The sequence below is a fragment of the Streptomyces antnestii genome (genome assembly GCF_004005495.1).
Lineage (GTDB): Bacteria > Actinomycetota > Actinomycetes > Streptomycetales > Streptomycetaceae > Streptomyces > Streptomyces antnestii.
Map to the genome: position 1 here is coordinate 272,217 of NZ_RZYA01000009.1, position 19,056 is coordinate 291,272.

The 19,056-nt window shown below is 71.8% G+C and carries 19 protein-coding genes; 10 read left to right on the top strand and 9 right to left on the bottom strand.

What is annotated here, in order from left to right; genetic code table 11:
* The first annotated feature begins 94 nt into the window (after positions 1–94).
* Together EOT10_RS20955 and EOT10_RS20960 are read left to right on the top strand one after the other, a co-directional pair.
* A complete protein-coding gene (locus tag EOT10_RS20955) occupies positions 95–523 on the top strand; it encodes an arsenate reductase ArsC (RefSeq protein WP_127829786.1) in 429 nt (142 codons plus the stop codon).
* Between the two features lie 221 nt (positions 524–744).
* On the top strand, positions 745–2,391 hold the full coding sequence (locus tag EOT10_RS20960) for a hydroxysqualene dehydroxylase (protein WP_189491863.1): 1,647 nt from the start codon (positions 745–747) through the stop codon (positions 2,389–2,391).
* Between the two features lie 71 nt (positions 2,392–2,462).
* On the opposite strand, the gene EOT10_RS20965 is transcribed toward EOT10_RS20960, so the two are convergent.
* The 5 genes from EOT10_RS20965 to paaI all read right to left on the bottom strand — a co-directional run bounded on the left by EOT10_RS20965 (position 2,463) and on the right by paaI (position 5,968).
* Positions 2,463–2,912, bottom strand: a complete 450-nt coding sequence (locus tag EOT10_RS20965; protein WP_127829788.1) for a hypothetical protein — start codon at positions 2,910–2,912, stop codon at positions 2,463–2,465.
* Positions 2,913–3,025: 113 nt separating this feature from the next.
* Positions 3,026–3,235 (bottom strand): hypothetical protein, encoded by a 210-nt coding sequence (locus EOT10_RS20970; protein ID WP_127829789.1) that lies wholly within the window; start codon positions 3,233–3,235, stop codon positions 3,026–3,028.
* 474 nt (positions 3,236–3,709) lie between these two features.
* Entirely contained in the window at positions 3,710–4,150 is a 441-nt protein-coding gene (locus EOT10_RS20975) for a glutaredoxin domain-containing protein (RefSeq protein WP_127829790.1), read from the bottom strand.
* 88 nt (positions 4,151–4,238) lie between these two features.
* Positions 4,239–5,588 carry a phenylacetate--CoA ligase PaaK gene (gene paaK, locus EOT10_RS20980; RefSeq protein WP_127829791.1) on the bottom strand — a complete coding sequence of 450 codons (1,350 nt, stop codon included), beginning with the start codon at positions 5,586–5,588 and terminating at the stop codon, positions 4,239–4,241.
* A gap of 2 nt (positions 5,589–5,590) precedes the next feature.
* The gene (gene paaI / locus EOT10_RS20985) at positions 5,591–5,968 is read right to left on the bottom strand and encodes a hydroxyphenylacetyl-CoA thioesterase PaaI (RefSeq protein WP_127829835.1); all 378 of its coding nucleotides are present in this window, start codon (positions 5,966–5,968) and stop codon (positions 5,591–5,593) included.
* A 256-nt stretch (positions 5,969–6,224) separates the two neighbouring features.
* Between paaI and EOT10_RS20990 the strand changes: the two genes are divergently transcribed.
* From EOT10_RS20990 to paaE, 7 genes are read left to right on the top strand one after another with little or no spacing between them, the layout of a single operon-like run.
* A complete protein-coding gene (locus EOT10_RS20990; RefSeq protein ID WP_223281122.1) occupies positions 6,225–6,950 on the top strand; it encodes an enoyl-CoA hydratase/isomerase family protein in 726 nt (241 codons plus the stop codon).
* Positions 6,947–7,102: a hypothetical protein gene (locus EOT10_RS41360; protein WP_189491866.1), complete on the top strand. Its 156-nt coding sequence runs from the start codon at positions 6,947–6,949 to the stop codon at positions 7,100–7,102. Before EOT10_RS20990 ends, EOT10_RS41360 begins: the two co-directional genes overlap by 4 nt.
* Positions 7,103–7,110: 8 nt before the next feature.
* Entirely contained in the window at positions 7,111–8,097 is a 987-nt protein-coding gene (paaA, locus tag EOT10_RS20995; protein ID WP_189491869.1) for a 1,2-phenylacetyl-CoA epoxidase subunit PaaA, read from the top strand.
* Positions 8,094–8,387 carry a 1,2-phenylacetyl-CoA epoxidase subunit PaaB gene (gene paaB, locus EOT10_RS21000; protein WP_127829793.1) on the top strand — a complete coding sequence of 98 codons (294 nt, stop codon included), beginning with the start codon at positions 8,094–8,096 and terminating at the stop codon, positions 8,385–8,387. Before paaA ends, paaB begins: the two co-directional genes overlap by 4 nt.
* A gap of 17 nt (positions 8,388–8,404) precedes the next feature.
* Positions 8,405–9,298 (top strand): 1,2-phenylacetyl-CoA epoxidase subunit PaaC, encoded by an 894-nt coding sequence (gene paaC, locus EOT10_RS21005; protein WP_127829794.1) that lies wholly within the window; start codon positions 8,405–8,407, stop codon positions 9,296–9,298.
* 2 nt (positions 9,299–9,300) lie between these two features.
* Positions 9,301–9,825 (top strand): 1,2-phenylacetyl-CoA epoxidase subunit PaaD, encoded by a 525-nt coding sequence (gene paaD / locus EOT10_RS21010; protein WP_127829795.1) that lies wholly within the window; start codon positions 9,301–9,303, stop codon positions 9,823–9,825.
* Positions 9,825–10,946, top strand: a complete 1,122-nt coding sequence (gene paaE / locus EOT10_RS21015) for a 1,2-phenylacetyl-CoA epoxidase subunit PaaE (protein ID WP_127829796.1) — start codon at positions 9,825–9,827, stop codon at positions 10,944–10,946. Before paaD ends, paaE begins: the two co-directional genes overlap by 1 nt.
* Before the next feature lie 51 nt (positions 10,947–10,997).
* On the opposite strand, the gene EOT10_RS21020 is transcribed toward paaE, so the two are convergent.
* The gene (locus tag EOT10_RS21020) at positions 10,998–11,855 is read right to left on the bottom strand and encodes an NAD(P)H-binding protein (RefSeq protein WP_189491873.1); all 858 of its coding nucleotides are present in this window, start codon (positions 11,853–11,855) and stop codon (positions 10,998–11,000) included.
* 30 nt (positions 11,856–11,885) lie between these two features.
* Positions 11,886–12,509, bottom strand: coding sequence for a DJ-1/PfpI family protein (locus tag EOT10_RS21025; RefSeq protein WP_127829798.1), 624 nt, complete (start codon positions 12,507–12,509; stop codon positions 11,886–11,888).
* A gap of 101 nt (positions 12,510–12,610) precedes the next feature.
* Between EOT10_RS21025 and EOT10_RS21030 the strand changes: the two genes are divergently transcribed.
* On the top strand, positions 12,611–13,948 hold the full coding sequence (locus tag EOT10_RS21030) for an aminotransferase-like domain-containing protein (RefSeq protein ID WP_127829799.1): 1,338 nt from the start codon (positions 12,611–12,613) through the stop codon (positions 13,946–13,948).
* 35 nt (positions 13,949–13,983) lie between these two features.
* Here the strand turns inward: EOT10_RS21030 and EOT10_RS21035 are convergent, their stop codons facing one another.
* Together EOT10_RS21035 and EOT10_RS21040 are read right to left on the bottom strand one after the other, a co-directional pair.
* Positions 13,984–17,181 carry a hypothetical protein gene (locus EOT10_RS21035; RefSeq protein WP_127829800.1) on the bottom strand — a complete coding sequence of 1,066 codons (3,198 nt, stop codon included), beginning with the start codon at positions 17,179–17,181 and terminating at the stop codon, positions 13,984–13,986.
* Between the two features lie 2 nt (positions 17,182–17,183).
* Complete coding sequence (locus EOT10_RS21040; RefSeq protein WP_127829801.1) at positions 17,184–19,040, bottom strand: HSP90 family protein; 1,857 nt, start codon at positions 19,038–19,040, stop codon at positions 17,184–17,186.
* Between the last annotated feature and the right edge of the window lie 16 nt (positions 19,041–19,056).

Consider the following 19,056-nt stretch of genomic DNA (forward strand, 5'->3'; position numbering starts at 1 on the left):
TCGCCCGGCCTGGTCGGAGCCCGGCCCGGTCGGCCCCTGCACCACCCCCACCGCTCGCTCTCACCGCTCGCTTCACGCCACGAAGGAAGATCCGATGCCCTCCTCCCCGATCGCCTCCGTGCTCTTCGTCTGCGTCCACAACGCCGGCCGCTCGCAGATGGCCGCCGGATTCCTCGGCCACCTCGCGGGCGACCGGATCGAGGTCCGTTCCGCCGGGTCGCTCCCGGGTGACCAGGTGAACCCGGCGGCGGTCGAGGCCATGGCGGAGGCCGGCGTCGACATCTCCGGCCAGAACCCGAAGATCCTCACGACGGAGGCCGTCCAGGCGTCGGACTACGTCATCACCATGGGCTGCGGCGACGCCTGCCCGGTCTTCCCCGGCAAGAAGTACCTCGACTGGGCGCTCGAGGACCCGGCGGGCAAGGGCGTGGCCTCCGTGCGCCCGATCCGCGACGAGATCAGGACCCGTATCGAGACCCTGATCACCGAGATCGACGCGCGGTACGGCGCCGAAGCGAAGTAGCCGGGACGTGTGAACCCTGCGAACATCCCCGGCCGCTCGTTCCGCTCTCGCGCCGGCCCCCCATACCGTCTCGGCGGGCACCATTGTCCGGCGCAGCAAACGGGGAGGGCGCGATGCCGGGACGCAGGCAAGTGCTGGGCCTTGGCGGGTCGTTGGCGGCGGCGGGAGCGCTCGGGTTGCGGCCGGCCCGGGCGACTGCGGCACAACGGACCCGTACGAGCGTGGCCGTGCTCGGTGGCGGCGTCGGCGGGCTGACCGCCGCGCACGAACTGGCGGAGCGCGGCTTCGACGTCACCGTGTACGACCGGCGCGCCGAATGGGGTGGCAAGGCGCGCAGCTTCCCCGTGCCGGGCACCGCCACCGGCGGCCGCCGTGACCTGCAGGGCGAGCACGGGCACCGGGGGTTCTTCGGCTTCTACACCAACCTCCCCGACACGATGCGCCGCGTCCCGTTCGGAGACCGGGCCCATGGCGTCTGGGACAACCTGACCACCGTCCCCTACCTCGCGTTCAACAGGAACGACGGCAAGGGCAGCCTGTTCCTGCCCACGCTGCCGCCGAGCCCCCGCACCCTCGACCCCGGCACACTGCCCGCCGTCCTGGAGGGACTGCTGCGGATCATGCCCCAACTCCTGCCGCAGGAGGTCGTGTTGCTGGCCCGCAAGCTGGCGATCCTCATGACGAGCTGCGACGAGCGGCAGTTCGGGCAGTGGGAGCACACGCAGTGGCTGGAGTTCATCGAGGCGGCGGGCAAGTCGGAGTTCTACCGCGTGATGTGGGGCGGCTCGGCGAAGGTCATCCAGGCACTGCGCCCCGAGACCGCCAGCGCACGGACCTGTGGGCAGGGCATCTCGAAGATCCTCTACGCACTGCTCGGGATGGGACCCGACGGGCCCTTCGACCGGATCCTCGACGGCCCCACCAGCGAACGCTTCATCGACCCGTGGGTGCGCCACCTGAAGTCGCTCGGGGTCCGCTTCGTCACCGGGCATCACGTCGAGTCCCTCGAACTCGGCCCGGACGGACGCATCGCCGCGGCCCACGCGCGTACGGCGGCCGGGCCCGCCCGCATCGACGCCGACTGGTTCGTGGCGGCCCTCCCCCTGGACCGCGTACGGCAGTTGTGGTCCGCGGAGATCCGGGCGGCCGATCCGCGCCTCGCCGCGATGGACCGGCTGCGCACGACGTGGTGCCAGGGCATCGTCTTCTACCTGAAGGAGACGTTCCGCGGGCCGCTCGCCCATCTCAGCCTCATGGACTCGCCGTGGGCACTGTGCCCGGTCGGGCAGTCCCGCTTCTGGTCGGACCCTTTCACCGGGACCTGGGGCGACGGGGTGGCGGCCGACTCCCTGTCCGTCGTCATCTCCGACTGGGAGACACCGGGCATGCTGTACGGGCGGCCCGCCCGTCGGTGCACCCCGAAGGAGATCGCCGAGGAGGTGTGGGCGCAGTTGAAGGCGGGTCTGGAGGGCGACGGGGACGTCGTCCTGCCCGACGGCAGTGTGCACTCGTGGTTCCTCGACCCGGCCGTCACCCGCGCCGCGGACGGCCAACTCGCCAACGACGACACGTACTTCCTCAATGACGTCTCGTCCTGGGAACTGCGCGCCGAGGCCGTGACGGCCGTCCCCAACCTCTTCCTCGCCGGCGACCACGTCCGCACGTACAGCAACGTGGACTTCACGTGCATGGAGACCGCGAACGAGGCGGGCCGCCGCGCCGCGAACGGCGTCCTGGCCGCGGCGGGCGCCGACGGAGCCGACGAGGTCCGCCTCTTCGCCGGGGCCGAGCCCCCGGGGTTCGCGGCACTCAAGGCCGTCGACCGGACGCGCTACCAGCTTGGACTGCCGCACACATTGGACTTCTGAGCCGAGCTGCCGTCACAGCCGCTCCCTCGACGCCCTCGACGTCCTCGCGCGGGACGCTTCAGCTGCCGGGCCTACCCCGTAAGTTCGCCGGTCGGCACGATGAACGCGATGACCTGGATCGCCGTTTCCTTGTCCATCTGGGACACGGCCAGGCCGAGCGCGCGGTCACCGCGGTCCCAGAAGATCCCTCTGGTTGTCCCCTGTTCCAGCAGCAGCTCGGTGAACGGTGACTCCTCACCCCGCGCGAGCCGGGGCGTGATGTCCACCGCATGCGGGGTGCCCCAGGCGGCAGCCGCTGCGGCCTCGTAATCGCGGCACACGGAAGCAAGTCGCTCCCGCGCCGCCCCGGCCGCCGAACCGTCGTCGTCGTCCCAGAATTCGCCGGACGCCGCGAGTACGACCGCATGCCCGGCCGCGTTGCCGACGACGGGCAGGCCACCGTGCACCCACTCGGTCCACGCCCCGGGAAGCGCCTTCGCCTCGAACTCGGCATACAGCGCTTGAAGATCCACATCCGGCATGCCCAGAGGGTACAGAGCAAAGCTCCCGGCAGGCACGGGTCACCTTGTTCAAGGACCCCGTGCCCGCCAGGAGCTTCACCGTGTCATACAGCCTGCGCCGGTCAGGCCGATGCTCAGAAGGAGACGGCGACGCCCGCCTGGTGGAACTGGCTGAGGGCGCCGATGGCCTCGTTCTGGACCATGCCGGCCTGCGCCAGCACATCCGCGTCGCTCAGCGACAGGGGGCCGGCGGTGAGGCCGGCGTGCGGGCTCAGGCCACCGGAGACGTTGTCGAGCTCGGCGTCGGACAGCTCGGCGGTGTGAACCTGGGGAGCGGAGTTCATGAGGAAAAACTTCCCTTCGCATGGGTGTTTCACAAGGGAGGACCACCGCCGGGGGACAGGCGGAGGCCCGCAGCCACCCGGGGTGCGACGTTCCCTTTCGGAAACCTTGGCGCGAACCCTGGCGGCGCAATGGATCAAACCACGGAGCGTGCGGGGCATCCAAGCAATCCGAGCTCGCCCCACGGCAGTTGAATGCCCGGGTTACTTACCTGTGCGGGTCCGGTCACGAATTGGAGGCACCTTCTCCACATGTGACGACGCGGAGGGAGGTGCTTCATATTGCGCCCTCATTTTCGAACGGGACACTCCACACCAACAGGGCGCTATCCGACAGCCTCGCGTACACAACCACCACACACCGTGCCGCAGTTGCGCATTCGATGTGCAGATTCACCGACTTCGGGCTACCGGCCGGTGCAGGTGAACTGTCGGTCGTCAACCGATAACGGTGTGCAACCCCGGCACCGCTCCCGGTCACGCGGACGGAGGGAGTTGCTCGCGCACCCATCCACGATCGGGGTTGGTGTGCGGGCGGCCCGCCACGACGACGGTCGGTACGGTCTCGTTGCCATCGTTGGCTGCCCTGACGGCTGCGGCTCCGGCCGGGTCCCGCCAGATGTCGACCCAGTACAACTGGCCGGCGCGGCGGCCCAGCCGGATGCGCAGTCGTATGCAGAACTTGCAGCCCGGCCGCCAGAAGACGATCGGCCGGCCGTCGGCCGCGCTGCGGCGCTGTGCCTCCAGCGCGCCGATCGACCTGGGGAAGATCAGCGGCGAGTTCACGCCTGCGAGCAGCACGAACACCAGCAGGAATGCGGCAGCCGCGCCGGGGCTCCCCTCAAGGGTCAGCCCCGTCACAGCGATTGAGCCGCAGAGCACCAGCAGCACGGGCAGGATCCAGGCGCGCGTCGTCATGCTGACGCAGGCTAGCGATGCCGCGGGCTACCGATACGGGAGGCTGTCGGTGCCGCGAGACATTACGGCGCCCCGGATCCCATCCGACTCAGTCCCGGTCCCGGTTGTCGACGATGCGCTTGATCTTGCCGATCGAGCGCATCAGGGTCTCCGGGTCCACGATGTCGACCGAGACGCTGACGCCGACGCCGTCCTTGACGCCCTTGGCGATCTCCGCGGCGGCTGCCGGACGCCGGTCGGCGCCGACGCCGGGGCGCGCCTCGACCCGTACGGTCAGGTGGTCCATCCGACCGCGCCGGCTCAGCTCCAGCTGGAAGTGCGGGGCGACGCCGGGGGTGCGGAGCACGATCTCCTCGATCTGGCTGGGGAAGACGTTCACCCCCCGCAGGATGATCATGTCGTCGCAGCGTCCGGTGACCTTCTGCATCCGGCGGAAGGGCGCCCGGGCCGTGCCGGGCAGCAGCCGGGTCAGGTCCCGGGTGCGGTAGCGGATGACCGGCAGCGCTTCCTTGGTGAGGGAGGTGAACGTCAGCTCGCCCTCCTCCCCGTCGGGCAGCGCCTCGCCGGTGATCGGGTCGACGACCTCGGGGAAGAAGTGGTCCTCCCAGATGTGCAGCCCGTCCTTGGTCTCCACGCACTCCTGGGCGACGCCGGGGCCGATGACCTCGGAGAGCCCGTAGATGTCGACGGCGTGGATGTCCATGCGTTCCTCGATCTCCCGGCGCATGGCCTCGGTCCACGGCTCGGCGCCGAAGATGCCGACCTGCAGCGAGGTGCTGCGCGGGTCGATGCCCTGCCGTTCGAACTCGTCGAGGAGCGTGAGCATGTAGGACGGGGTGACGAGGATGACCTCGGGCTGGAAGTCCTGGATGATCTGCACCTGCCGGGCGGTCATGCCGCCGGAGGCGGGGATGACGGTGCAGCCGGCCCGCTCGGCTCCGTAGTGGGCGCCGAGACCGCCGGTGAACAGGCCGTATCCGTAGGAGTTGTGCACCTTGTGGCCGGGGCGGACGCCCGCGGCACGGAGCGAGCGGGCGAAGACGTCGGCCCACATCGACAGGTCGTTGTCGGTGTAGCCGACGACGGTGGGGCGGCCGGTGGTGCCGCTGGAGGCGTGGACGCGGCGGACGTCCGCCATGGGGACGGCGAACATCCCGAAGGGGTACGTGTCGCGCAGGTCCGCCTTGGTGGTGAACGGGAAGCGTGCGAGGTCCTCCAGGGTGCGGCAGTCCTCGGGCCGTACCCCGGCCGCGTCGAACTTCCTCCGGTACAGCTCGACGTTGTCGTAGGCGTGCCGGAGCGTGGCCCGGAGGCGGGTGAGCTGCTGCTCCCTGAGCTCTTCCCGGCTCAACCGCTCACCGGTGTCCCGGAGTTCGCCGGGGAGCGGGGGGCCGAGCCGCTGTCCCGCGGCGGCCGTGGCCATCAGGTTGCTGCCCATCGTCATTCCTCCACACTTCGGATCACGCGGCTTCGCCCTCGGAACTCCGCGATGACTTCCTCGCCCCGCCGGACGCTGACGTCGTAGATTCCGCTCCGCCCGTAGGTGGTGCGTTCCTCGGCCCGCGCCCGCAGGACGTCGCCTTCCGCGGCGGGCGCCACGAAGGTGATGTCCGCGCCCGCGGCCACGGTGACCGGGCCGAGGCTGTTGCAGGCGCAGGCGAAGGCCGTGTCGGCGAGCAGGAAGACGTAGCCGCCGTGGGCGATGCCGTGTCCGTTGACCATGTTCTCGCGGACGGTCATCCGCACCTCCGCCGCTCCCTCACGAGCTTCCAGCAGCTCGATGCCGAGCCGCCGGGACGCCTCGTCGGCGGCGAACATCTGCTGTGCGGATGCGGAGTTGTCCACAGGTCATCGACCACCCTTGCTGCCCGACCGAACATTCGGTTAGCGTTACGACGCGATTAAACAATCAGCATCTGAAGTGCCTGTCAAGAGGTGGAATGTCTTGTCCGAGACCCCCAGTCAGCGCCCCGACTTCTTCGCCCGCCACCAGGTTCTGACCGAGCAGGCACTCGCGGTCACCCGCCGCCTCGACACCGGGACGTACGAGAACAGTGGCGCGGGCTACGAGACGCTGCTCGTCGAGGAGCGCGACGACCGGGTCGTGGTGACCCTGCACCGCCCGGAGGCCCGCAACGCGATCAGCGGGCGGATGATCGACGAACTGCACTCCGTCTGCGACGCGCTGGAGCGCCACCCCAGACTGCTGCTGCTCACCGGGCACGGCGGGGTCTTCGCGGGCGGCGCCGACATCGCCGAGCTGCTGGCCCGCGGCCGCGACGACGCCCTGCGGGGCATCAACAGCCGGCTGTTCGAGCGGGTGCGGCGGCTGCCGATGCCGACCGTCGCCGCGGTGGACGGCTGGGCACTGGGCGGCGGCGCCGAGCTGTCGTACGCGTGTGACATCCGGATCGCCGGACCCGACGCGGTCTTCGGCAATCCGGAGCCGGGCCTCGGCATCCTCGCCGCGGCCGGCGCCTCCTGGCGGCTGCCGGAGCTGGTCGGCGAGTCCGTGGCCAAGCAGGTGCTGCTGGCCGGGCGCACCCTCGACGCGGCGGCGGCGCTGGCCGCCGGGCTTGTCATGGAGGTCGTGCCGGCGGACGAGCTGGTCGAGCGGGCGCATGCGGTGATCGACAGGATGGCGCGCTCCTCGGCGACCGCGCTGCGGCTGACCAAGCTCGTGGTCGACGCGCCCGGAGCGCATCCGGTCGCCGACGACCTGGCGCAGGCCGTGCTGTTCGAAGGCCAGGACAAGAGGGACCGGATGACACGGTTCCTGGAGAAGAAGGCGAGCCGATGACGAGTCCCACGGAGCGCGACGACGACCCGGGCACCACTCCTGTGCCCGCCCCACAAGCCACCGCCCCCGACTCCGTCGCCGTCGCCGTCGTCGGTCTTGCCACGGAGGCCGAAGTGTCCGAGACTAGGACCGACCGAACGTTCGGTTTCTAAGGATGGTCATGCCAAGCTCTACTTCCTCCTCACCGGACGGCGCCGACGAGCGCCTCCAGGAGCAGTTCGACCGCACCATCGCCCGGGACCAGCGGGTCGAGCCACGCGACTGGATGCCGGACGGTTACCGCAAGACGCTGATCCGGCAGATCGCGCAGCACGCCCACTCCGAGATCATCGGGATGCAGCCGGAGGGTGACTGGATCACGCGTGCGCCGTCCCTGCGCCGCAAGGCGATCCTGTTCGCGAAGGTGCAGGACGAGGCGGGGCACGGGCTGTATCTGTACTCGGCGGCCGAGACGCTCGGCGCGGACCGGGAGGATCTGGTCGAGCGGCTGATCTCCGGCCGCCAGAAGTACTCCTCGATCTTCAACTACCCGACGCCGACGTTCGCCGACGTCGGTGTCATCGGCTGGTTCGTCGACGGCGCGGCGATCTGCAACCAGGTGCCGCTGTGCCGCAGTTCGTACGGTCCGTACGCGCGGGCCATGGTGCGGGTGTGCAAGGAGGAGTCCTTCCACCAGCGCCAGGGCTACGAGCTGCTCATGACGATGATGCGCGGCACCGAGGAGCAGCGGGCGATGGTGCAGGACGCGGTCGACCGCTGGTGGTGGCCCTCGCTGATGATGTTCGGCCCGCCGGACGACGACTCGCCCAACTCGGCCCGGTCGATGGCCTGGCGCATCAAGCGGCACTCCAACGACGAGTTGCGGCAGAGGTTCGTCGACATGACCGTTCCACAGGCCGGGAAGCTGGGCGTCACCCTCCCCGATCCCGAACTGCGGTGGAACGAGGAGCGCGGCCGTCACGACTTCGGTACGCCGGACTTCACCGAGCTGATGCGCGTCATCAAGGGCGACGGTCCGTGCAACGCCGAGCGGATCGGCCGGCGGCGCGCGGCGCACGAAGAAGGCGCCTGGGTGCGCGAAGCAGCGGCGGCGCACGCGGCCAAGCAGGCCCGCCGGGAAGAGCAAGAGAAGGAGCACGCCGCATGAGCGGGACGAACGGCCAGTGGCCGCTGTACGAGATCTTCGTGCGCAGCAAGCGCGGACTGAACCATGTGCACGTCGGCTCGTTGCGCGCCGCCGACGACCGGATGGCGCTCACCCACGCCCGCGACCTCTACACCCGCCGCAACGAGGGCGTCAGCATCTGGGCGATGCGCAGCGACGGCATCGCCGCCTCCACCCCCGACGAGAAGGACCCCTTCTTCGAGCCCAGCGGCGACAAGATCTACCGCCACCCGACGTTCTACGACATCCCCGCGGATGTCCCGCACATCTAGCCGGAACAGGAGCGGACATGAGTGACGATCACGTGTACCTGTCCCTGGCCGGGATCGGGGACGGGTCCGGGCACGGTTCCGGGACCGAGGGTGTGGACGGTGATGCGCGCTGGGCGTTCGGCACGGGCTTCACCGACCCGCTGCACGGGGTGGCGACCACGCTGTCCGAGGGCGTCGACGGCCGGGCGCTGGCCGCCTGCTGCACGGCGCTGGGCGATGACGCGCTGGTCAGCGCGCAGCGGCTGGCGCAGTGGTGCACCCGCGCGCCGGAGCTGGAGGAGGAGGTCGCCCTTGCCAACATCGGCCTCGACCTGCTCGGGCAGGCCCGCCTGCTGTACTCCCGCGCCGGTCAGGCCGACGGCAGCGGCCGGGGCGAGGACGCGTACGCCTACTTCCGTGACGCGGACGAGTTCCGCAGTGTGCGCCTGGCCGAACTGCCGGGCGGGGACTTCGCGTTCTGCGTCGGCCGGCTCCTGGTGCAGTCCGCCTGGCGGCTCGCCCAGTTCGAGCAGCTGACCGGCTGCGCGGACCCGGTGCTTGCCGCCGTGGCCGCCAAGGGCGTCAAGGAACTGGCGTACCACCGTCAGTACGCGGCCGAGTGGGTCGTCCGGCTCGGCGACGGCACCGAGGAGTCGCACCGGCGCATGCAGGGCGCCTGGGACGAACTGGCGCCCTGGCTCGGGGAGTTGTACGAGGACGGGGTCGCGGAGAGCTTCGGCGTCTCGCCCCGTTCGGTGGCCGAGGCGACGCGTGCGGTGCTCGCGCAGGTGGCCGTGGCCGCCGGGCTCACGGACTCGCCGGCGGCCCCGGTTCCCGGTTCCGGCCGTGCCGGCGACCGTACGGAGCACCTGGAGCCGCTGCTGGCCGAGCTCCAGGTCGTGGCCCGTGCCCACCCGGAAGGCACGTGGTGACGATGACCGGGACCGGGACGATGGCCGGGACCGTGAGCGCGGAGCGGGTCGCCGCGGAGGTGGTCGACCCGGAGCTGCCCATGCTCACGCTGGCGGAGCTGGGTGTGCTGCGCGCGGTGGAGACCGGCACGGACGGTTCGGTGACGGCCACCCTCACCCCGACGTACTCCGGGTGTCCCGCGATGGCGGAGATGCGGGCCGACCTGGCGGCGCGCCTGGAATCGGCCGGGTTCGCCGACGTCCGCATAGTGACGGTCCTCGACCCGCCGTGGACGACGGACTGGATCTCGGACGAGGGCCGCCGCAAGCTCACGGAACACGGCATCGCGCCGCCCGGTCCCGCCCCGCGGCACGCAGGCGGCGGCCCGCTGCCGCTGGTGCTTTCGCCGACCCGGCGCGTCGTGCCCTGCCCGTACTGCGGCTCGGCCGACACCGAGGAGACGTCCCGCTTCGGGGCCACCTCCTGCCGGGCCCTGCGCCGCTGCCGCAGTTGTCTGGAACCGTACGAGCAGGTCAAGGAGATCTGATGACCGCCTCCACCACCGCCCCCGCTGTCTCCGCCGCACCGGTGGCGGGCCCGGCCCGCCGTCGCCCGGCGTTCCACACGCTGCGGATCGCCGCGGTCGAGCGGCTGACCGAGGACTCGGCCGCGGTCACCTTCGACATCCCGGCCGCACTGGCCGGGGAGTTCGCGTTCGCGCCGGGCCAGTCCCTGACGCTGCGGCGCGAGATCGAGGGCCGCGACGAACGCCGCTCGTACTCCATCTGCTCGCCGGTGGGCAGCGGCCCGCGGATCGGCGTGCGTGTCGTCCCCGGCGGCCTCTTCTCCTCCTGGCTGGTCAACGACGTACGTCCCGGCGACGAGGTCGAGGTGATGGTCCCCACCGGCCTGTTCACCCCCGACCTCACCCGGCCCGGCCATCACGTCCTGATCGCCGCCGGTTCCGGCATCACGCCGATGCTGTCGATCGCCGCCTCGGTCCTGGCCGCCGACGACCGCTCCCGCGTCACCCTCTTCTACGGGAACCGGCGCAGCAGCACGGTGATGTTCGCCGACGAGCTGGCCGACCTCAAGGACCGGTTCCCGACCCGCTTCCAGCTCGGGCACGTCCTCTCCCGCGAGCCGCGCGAGGCCGAGGTGCTCTCCGGCCGCCTGGACGCCGACCGCCTCGCCGCCCTCGTCGGCTCGCTGATCGACACCGCCGACGCCGACCACTGGTGGCTGTGCGGTCCGCACGGCATGGTCCGTGACGCGCAGGGCGTCCTCGCCGGCCTCGGCGTGGCCGAGGACCGTGTCCACCAGGAGCTGTTCTTCGCGGACGACGAACCGGTACGGGAGGTGCGGCACGCGGACGCTCCCGCGGAAGGGCCCGTCAGCGAGGTGACCATCAGCCTCGACGGCCGTACGACCACCACCCCGCTCCCCCGCGACCGCAGCATCCTGGAGGGCGCCCAACAGGCCCGCCCCGACGTGCCGTTCGCGTGCAAGGGCGGTGTCTGCGGCACCTGCCGCGCGCTGGTGTGCGACGGCGAGGCCGAGATGCGCCGCAACTTCGCGCTCGAGCAGTCCGAGGTCGACGCGGGCTATGTCCTTACCTGCCAGACGTACGCTGTGTCCGACTCCCTGACCGTCGACTTCGACAGCTGAGGCCGCGGGCCACGGCAGGTACACCCGACGTTCCGGGCGGGACCGCATACGTCAGGACAGGTGCACGCGCGCCTCGGCCCGCTGCCCGCCGCCGAAGTCCGCGGCGCGATGGGCGACCCACTCGGCGTAGGTGTGGGCGGGGCGGCCGGTGACCTGCTCGATGGTCGGCAGGACCGGGGTCGGTTGCGCCTGGGCGGCGAGTTGGTCCAGGAGGAAGTCGGCGGCGGGCGGCGGCATATGGCCGGTCAGCTGTCGTCGGACGTCCTCGCGGGGCACCTGGAGGAAGCGGGCCGGCAGGCCGAGGACCTCGCCGATCACGCGCACCCGGTCGGTCTGGCTGAGCGCCTGCGGTCCGGTGAGTTCGTACGTCGTGCCGGGCCGCGGGGTGCGCAGGGCGTGGGCGGCGACCGCGGCGATGTCCCGCTCGTCGACCGGGGCCATGGCGGCGGCGCCGTACGCGCCCCGTACGGTTCCGCCGTGCGTGATCTGGTGGGCCCAGCCGAGGTCGTTGGCCATGAAGACGGTGGGGCGCACGAACGTCCAGGACATGCCGGAGTCGATGACGGCCTGTTCGCAGGCGAGGTGCTTCTCTCCGATCCAGCCGGGCGGCGAGAAGGTGACGGAGTCCGAGGAGAGCAGCACGATGTGCCGCGTACCGGCCTCCTTGGCTGCGGTGAGGAAGCCGTCGAGGGCGCCCAGGACGGGGAACAGGAACGCGCGGTCCACACCCCGCAGGGCGGTGGCCAGGGTCTCGGGGCGGGAGAGGTCTCCGGCGACCGTCTCGACGCCGTCGGGCAGTGCGCTGGTGGCGGGGTCGCGGGTGAGGGCCCGTACCTTCTCTCCGGCGTCGATCAGTTCCTGAACGAGGTTGCGGCCGACGTTTCCGGTGGCACCGGTGACCAGGATCACGGGGATCTTCTCCTTACGCGTAAGGGCAGTTCAGGCGAGCGCCGGTGCGGCGGCGGGCAGGTAGGGGGTGATGTTGCGCCAGGCGCGCTCGATGTACTCCTCCTTCTCGCCGACCGGGGCGACGTAGTGCAGCGCGCTCTCGGCGGCCTCGTTGCCTTCGAGGCGGGCGATGATCCAGGCGGCGAGGTAGTGCGAGGCCAGGCAGCCGCCGGCCGTGGCGATGTTGTCCTTGGCGTAGAAGGGCTGGTTGAGCACCTCGACGCCGGCGGCGATGACCCAGGGCTTGGTCGTCAGGTCGGTGCAGGCCGGGATGTCACTGAGGAGGCCGAGCCTGGCGAGCACGAGGGCGCCGGAGCACTGTGCCGCGATGAGCTGGCGCGAGGGGTCCAGGCGGCGCAGGACGCTCATGATCGCCGGGTCTTCGACGACCTCGCGAGTGGCGATGCCGCTGCCGACGATGACGGCGTCGGCGGCGCACGCCTCCTCGAGGGTGGACATCTGCTCGACGACCACGCCGTTCATCGACGTCACCTTGGGGCCGGGGGTGGCGATGGTGACGCGCCAGCCGTCGGTCTTGATGCGGTTGAGCACACCGAGCGCGATCAGGGAGTCGAGTTCGTTGTAGCCCTCGAAGGTGAGGATGGCGATGTGCATGGCGGCGGTCCTTCCGGGGTGGCCGAGTCGGCGAGTGGATCTTGATCGTAGGGACCCGGGAGCAGGACAGCCAAAGAATTGTCATGCGTACAATCCGCCGCATGGCAGCCCCCCGGTACAAGACGCTGGTCGACGCGCTCGCATCCGACATCCGGAGCGGGCGGCTCGCCGCGGGCGCACGGCTGCCGACCCACCGCGGGCTCGCCGCCCGTGAGGGTATCGCCGTGGTGACCGCGACCCGGGTGTACGCCGAGCTGGAGACGATGGGGCTGGTGAGCCGGGAACAGGGACGGGGAACGTTCGTGCGCGACCTGGCGATTCCCGCCGGTCACGGTATCGATCAGCAGGTCGTCGCCAGGGACGCGGTCGACCTCAACTTCAACTACCCGTCGCTGCCCGGGCAGGCCGACCTCCTTCGGCAGGCCCTGCGCGAGGTGGCCGGGTCCGGTGACCTCGACTCGCTGCTGCGCTATCAGCCGCATCCAGGGCGTCCCCAGGACAGGGCCTCGATCGCGCGGCACCTGAGGTGTCGTGGCATCGCCACCGACGCGGACCGGATCCTCGTCGTCAACGGTGCGCAGCACGGCCTGGCCATCACCGTCATGGCCACGCTCAACGCAGGTGACGTCGTCGCGGTCGACGCGCTCACCTACCCGGGGTTCAAGGTGCTCGCGCACGCCTTCCATCTCGACCTGGAACCCGTCCCCGTAACCGCCGGCGGGCCGGATCTCGACGCCCTGGAGAAGCTGTGCGCGACCCGCCCGGTGCGCGCGGTCTACACCATGCCCACCCTGCACAACCCTCTCGGCTGGGTCATGTCCGCGACGGACCGGACCCGCCTCGTCGGGATCGCCCGCCGGCACGGCGCGCTCATCATCGAAGACGCCTCCTACGCCTACCTGGTGGAGGACCCTCCCCCGCCGCTGGCCGCGACCGCGCCGGACCTCACCGTCTACGTGTCGGGACTGTCCAAGAGCGTCGCCACGGGACTGCGGGTCGGCTACGTCGTCGCGCCGCTCTCCGTCGTGCCCTCGCTCGAACGCGCGATCCGGGCGACCACCTGGAACACGCCGGCCCTGACCACCGCGATCGTGTGCCGCTGGCTGGAGGACGGCACGGTGGACCACCTGGAAGCGCGCAAACGGGACGACGCCACGGCCCGCCAGGCTCTCGCGCGACAAGAGCTGGCGGGCCTGCCGTTCGTCAGCCACCCCGCGTCCTACTTCACCTGGCTGCCGCTGCCCGACGACGCACGCGCCGACCGCCTGACGGCCACGCTCGCGCGCCGGCACATCTCGGTGTCGACGGCCGAGCCGTTCACCACCTCGACGCACACACCGCAGGCGCTCCGCCTCGCACTGGGCTCGACCGATCTGGACAGCCTCCGGGCGACGCTGCGTACCGTGCGCCGCGTCGCGGTCGAGGACGCCTTCGCCTGAAACTCCCCTCGATCAGGGGTGGTCAGGGGCAGGACTCACTCCTCGTCGCGCAGCCGGGCGGTCAGGGAGCTCAGCTCCTCGGCCTGCTCGGTGTGACCGAGGGCGGTCAGCCGGGAGACCGCCGCGTCGAGACGGGTGAGAGCCGAGGCCGGGCGTTCCAGATAGATACCCTCCACAGCGCCCGCGAGGCGCACGCACTCGGTCCACTCGCCGACGCGGTCGTCGTCCTTTCCCGGGTCGCCGAGCAGGGCGAGGGCCCTGTCCAGGGCGGCCAGGGCGTCGTCGTACTCACCCACGTAGGCGTTGACCCGCCCGTGTTCGTAGGCCAGGGCGGTGTCCAGGGAACGGCCCTGGGACTCGTACGCGGCGGCGCGTGCCTCGTCCGCGATCCGGCCGGCGTCGGCGAGGAAGACGCGGGCGTCGGCCAGGCCGTCGGAACCCTGCTGCTGGGCCTGCAGCCGGGCGAGTTCGCGCAGGCCGTTGCTGAGCTGCTCGTAGCGCGGAGCCCGCGCGTGGGCGGCGAGTGCCTGGTCGGCGGCCTCGCGGGCCCGGCCGAACTCGCCGGACTCGCCGAGGAGTACGGCGGTCTCCACCGCGATCATGGCGTGGCTCCCCGGGTCGTCGTCCCAGCCGGCCGACTCGGCGGCCAGGGTGACGAACTCGGCCGTGGCGGCCTTGAGGTCGTCCCCCGCGTGCAGCGCTCGGGCGCGGGTCAGACGCAGCTGGGCGAGGAGCCGGTCGTCGACCTTTCCGGCGGCGACGTCCGGTTCGGCCAGCAGGGAGTCGAGCAGAGCGATGCAGTCCTCTACGCGGCCCAGGTCGAGGGAGAGCTGCGCCGCGTTGCTGTAGGTGCAGAACGCGTCCGTCCGGCTGCCGCGGCGCAGGTCGAGGTCCGCCGAGCGCGTGAGGTGCCGCAGCGCCTCGTCGGGGCGGCCCAGGTGCATGCACGCCTCGGCCAGATCACCGTGGAAGCGGGTGGTGTCGATCGTGTCCGCCGGCCAGTCGGCGGCCCGTCGCACGGCCTCGGTCAGGTCCGCGTGCGCGGCCTGCGCGTCCCGGAGGCCGAGCTGGATGCGGCCGCGCAGTCCGAGCGCGCGGGGCAGGTGCCAGGCGGGGCCCCGCGCCTTGAGCCGGTCGAGGAGGGCGTCGATCTCGGTGACCGCGGCGGGCAGGTCGCCGGCGATGGCGTGGGTGCCGGCCCGCAGCAGCAGGGCGCCGGACACCTGCCCGGCGAGGTCGTGCCGGGTGGCGAACGCGTGCAGCACGTCCACCTCCGCGAGGACCGCGGCGACGTGCTCGTCACTCCGGAAGGTCTGCAGGCGCAGGCCGAACACGGTCGCCCTCAGGCGCAGCAGTCGCGCCTCCAGGTACGGGGCGAGGCCGGACGTCCCCTCGTGCAGCCGGACCATGCCCGCGTGGGCGGTGGTGAGCGCGGTGGCCTTGGCCTTCGCGGCGTCAACTTCAGCTCGGTCAGGCTCGGTTGGGTCAGGCTCGGTTGGGTCAGGCTGGGCTCCGGCAGCCTCCGCACCCTCGACGTCGGCTCCGTCAGGCTTGCTTCGGCCAGCCTCGGCACCGTCAGCCTGGGCCCCCTCGGCCCCGGCTCCGTCAGCCTCGGTTGGGCCAGCCTTGGCTGGGTCAGCCTCGGCTCCGAGGGCCTCCGTGCCCTCGGCCTCCGCCCCGCGGGTCTCCGTTCCGTCCGCCTCGGCTCCGTCGGCGGCCTGTGTGGTGGGGAGTTCGGCGGTGGCGAGCAGGGCGCAGGCTCGGGAGACCGCCGCGTGACCCGGCTCCCCCGCGTCGTCGTACAGGGCTGCGGCCTCCTCGTGGAGGGCGGCGGCGTCGGCGAACTCGTCCCTCTCGCCCGCCCGGTTCGCCTCCTCGGCCAGCAGGTCCGCGCGCAGCTGCACGAGCGGGCCCACGGCCGGATCGTCGGGGTGGGCGTAGTCCCGGGCGGCCGCGAGCGTCCGCAGCCGCGCCCAGCAGGCTTGTGCGTCGGGGTGCCCTTCCCGCTCCAAGTCCCTTGCTCGGACGATGAGTTCGGGCAGGGATTCGGGAAGGGTGGCGGTGGTACGGGCGGTGGGTGCGGCAAGGGGGGCGGCCGGATCCGCGTCGTCGAGGCCGCGGTGTCGCAGGGTCAGTTCCAGGGTTTCCAGGAGCGGGGCGCTGTCGAGACGGGCCCTGCGGCGGTCGGCGTGGGCCGTGGTTCCGTTGCGGGCGTCGAAGCGGGCGGCCAGGTCGTCGGCGCGCCCGCGCACCTCGGCGCGCAGCCCGGCCACCGTCCAGGTGCGGCCCGCGTATCCGGCGGCGGGCAGCCCGCCGTGGCCGAGGTGCTCGACGCGCTGGAGGAGAACCTCCACGCCTGTGAGGAAGCCGAGCAGGTCCAGCGGCGAGTCGACCTCGTCGAACAGGTTCCGGTTCTCGGCGAGCAGTTCGAGGCCGCGCGCCTCGTTGCCGGTCAGTGCGCAGAACTCCAGGTGTCTGCCGACCTCCTGGGACATCGAGGCGTTGCGGCGGCAGGCCCGGTAGCCCGAGAGGTGCAGTTCGCGGGCCCGGTCGGTGCGGCCGCTGCGCAGCAGGGGCAACAGGGCGTGCGAGACGGAGCAGGCCGGCTCCTCCTGGCAGGATTCCTTTCCGGCCAGGACGGGTTCCCAGGCGCGCAGCGCCCGCTCGTCGTCGCCCGCCGTGACGTGGTGGAGGGCGCGCTCGCGGATCTCGCAGGCCTCGCAGTCGCTGAGCTCGGTGCGGGTGCGGGCGGCCCACAACTCGTAGGCGGGGACGGTGTCTTCGCCCGTGTGGGCTGCGAGCTGGTACGCCTGTCCGTAGTAGGGCTGGAGGCCGAGGCCGGCCTTCTCGTACCGGTCGCGCATCTCGTTCAGCCACTGGCGCAGGCTGGCGAGAGGTATCTCGGGCAGCGCGACCAGCGCGTTGGCCACCCACTTGAACCGCCAGAACAGCATGTGCCGCAGGCGCTCGTCGAAGATGTCGGGCTGCTCATCGAAGAGGGTGAGCAGACGGGCGAAGACGACGGGCGACTTCCGGGGTTCGGAGCCGTACGTGTACGCCTCCTGGAGTTCGAGGAGCGCGTGGATGAGCGGGACGGGCTGCGCGAACTGCTCGGCGGCGTCGACGAGTTCCTCGGCGGTGAGGGTGCGGGTGCGGCCGTAGGGGCGCCGGTCGTTCTCCTGGAGCGCCCGGTACAGCTCGTCGGTGTTCTGGGGACTGGGTGCGGTCGGCATCGTCAGCTGTCCTTGCGGAGGGCGTGGGCGAGGAGGTCGAGGAAGGAGCGGTTGATGAGGCTCGACTCGGCGGGCCTGAGCGGGCGCCGGGAGAGCATCGCGGCCTGTCCGTAGAGGGCTTCGGCGCTGGTGCGGGCCAGTTCGGGCTCGTCGATGGTGACGGCGGTGCGGACCAGCGGGTTCAGCTGGTTGAGGATCAGCTGGGCCCGCGGTGCCTCCTGGCGCAGGGCCCCGAGGATGTCGCCCCACAGGCCGCCGTCCTGCTCGCGGGCGAGCTGGGAGCGGGTGCGCTCGTGCCGGGCCTCGCGGCTGTCCACCAGGAGGGCGGGTGCGGAGGCGGGGTGGAAGGTCCGCAGCGCGACGTCGCAGTCGAACACGGCGAGCGCGTCACGGGCCACGGCGAGGTAGGCCGCGGCGGCGAGTTCCGTCTCCCGGTCGACGGGGTCGAGGTGGGCGGTGAGGGTCGCCGGGTCGAGGTCGGCGACGGTGACCTCGGGCCTGATCTCGGGCAGCCGGTGGACCAGTTCACGGTCGTAGGTGTAGCCGCCGTTGACGACGCCGAGCCCGGCGGCGGAGGCGATCGCCGCGACCTGCCGGAACTCCTCCACGCTGGACGTCACGAGCACGGTGCGGTGGGTGCGCGCGAACTCGTCGAGGGTGGAGTGCCCGTCCGTGGTCTCGAACGGCAGCCAGGGCAGCAGCATCCGCAGGATCTCGTCGTCGTGCACGGCGAGCGACTTCACGGCCAGGTGGTGGGCCTGGAGGAAGCGGGCGAGGAGGTCCGGGTCGCTGGCGGCGGCCCGGGCGATCCATGCGCGCAGCCGCTCGGCGAGCGCGTCACGGACGGCGGCGAGGGTGTCGTCCTCGTAGAGGGACTCGCGGGACGCCGTCGGGCGCAGGCTCTCGGCGTCGACGACGCAGCGGACGAAGAAGGCCCACTCGGGCAGGATCTCCTCGGCCTGCTCGGACAGCAGCATGCCCTTGACGTGCACGCGGTGGCCGTGGCGGCGGCCCGCCGGCACGGCCTCGGGCAGCACGCAGGCGATGCCCTTCAGGCCCACGGCCGGCAGGTCCAGCTCGATGGTGTCCAGTGGCGTGAACCCGAAGATCTCGCCACCGTACGCGGCCAGCGCCCGGGAGCGGGCGCCCGGCGTGGGGTACGTGCGCGTCCAGGGCGCGGGCTCGGGGTTGACGGGCGCACCCGGGCCGCCGGTACCACCTGCGCCGTCGTCGAAGGTGACCGGGTGGCGCAGCAAGGAGCCGAAGTGGCGGGCCAGCTCGTGGACTTGTGCCGGGCGGGTCCACTCGCCCGCGTCGGCGCGCGGCGTGAGGGTGACGGTGGTGCCGGGCCGGGGGCGGGCGGAGGAGGGCAGCGTACGGACGGAGTAGCTGCCGTCGCCGCGTCCCCGCCACTCCACGGTGGGAGCGTCGGGGGTGCGGGCGGAACGGCTCAGGACGTGGATCTCGTCCGCGACGAGGAAGCAGGAGAGCAGGCCGATGCCGAACTGGCCGATGAAGTCGGCGCGTTGCTCGGCGATCTGGTCGGCGCGCTTGCTGCTGCGGCCGATCGTGGCGAGGAACGTGTGCACGTCGGACTCGGTGAGACCGACGCCGTCGTCCTCGACGCGTACCACCCGCCCGTCGGCGTACAGACGGATGCCGAACGCGTCGGCGGGGGCCGCGGGTTCGAGGCCGCGCCGCGCGGTCAGTGCGTCCACCGCGTTCTGGAGGAGTTCGCGCAGGTAGACGCGGGGGCTCGAGTAGAGGTGGTGGGAGAGGAGATCGACGAGGCCGCGCAGATCCACCTGGAAGGTGCGGTCGGTGCCGGCCGGGCGGGGCGGGGTGTCGGGCAGAGTCATCAGGCAGTCCGGGGTG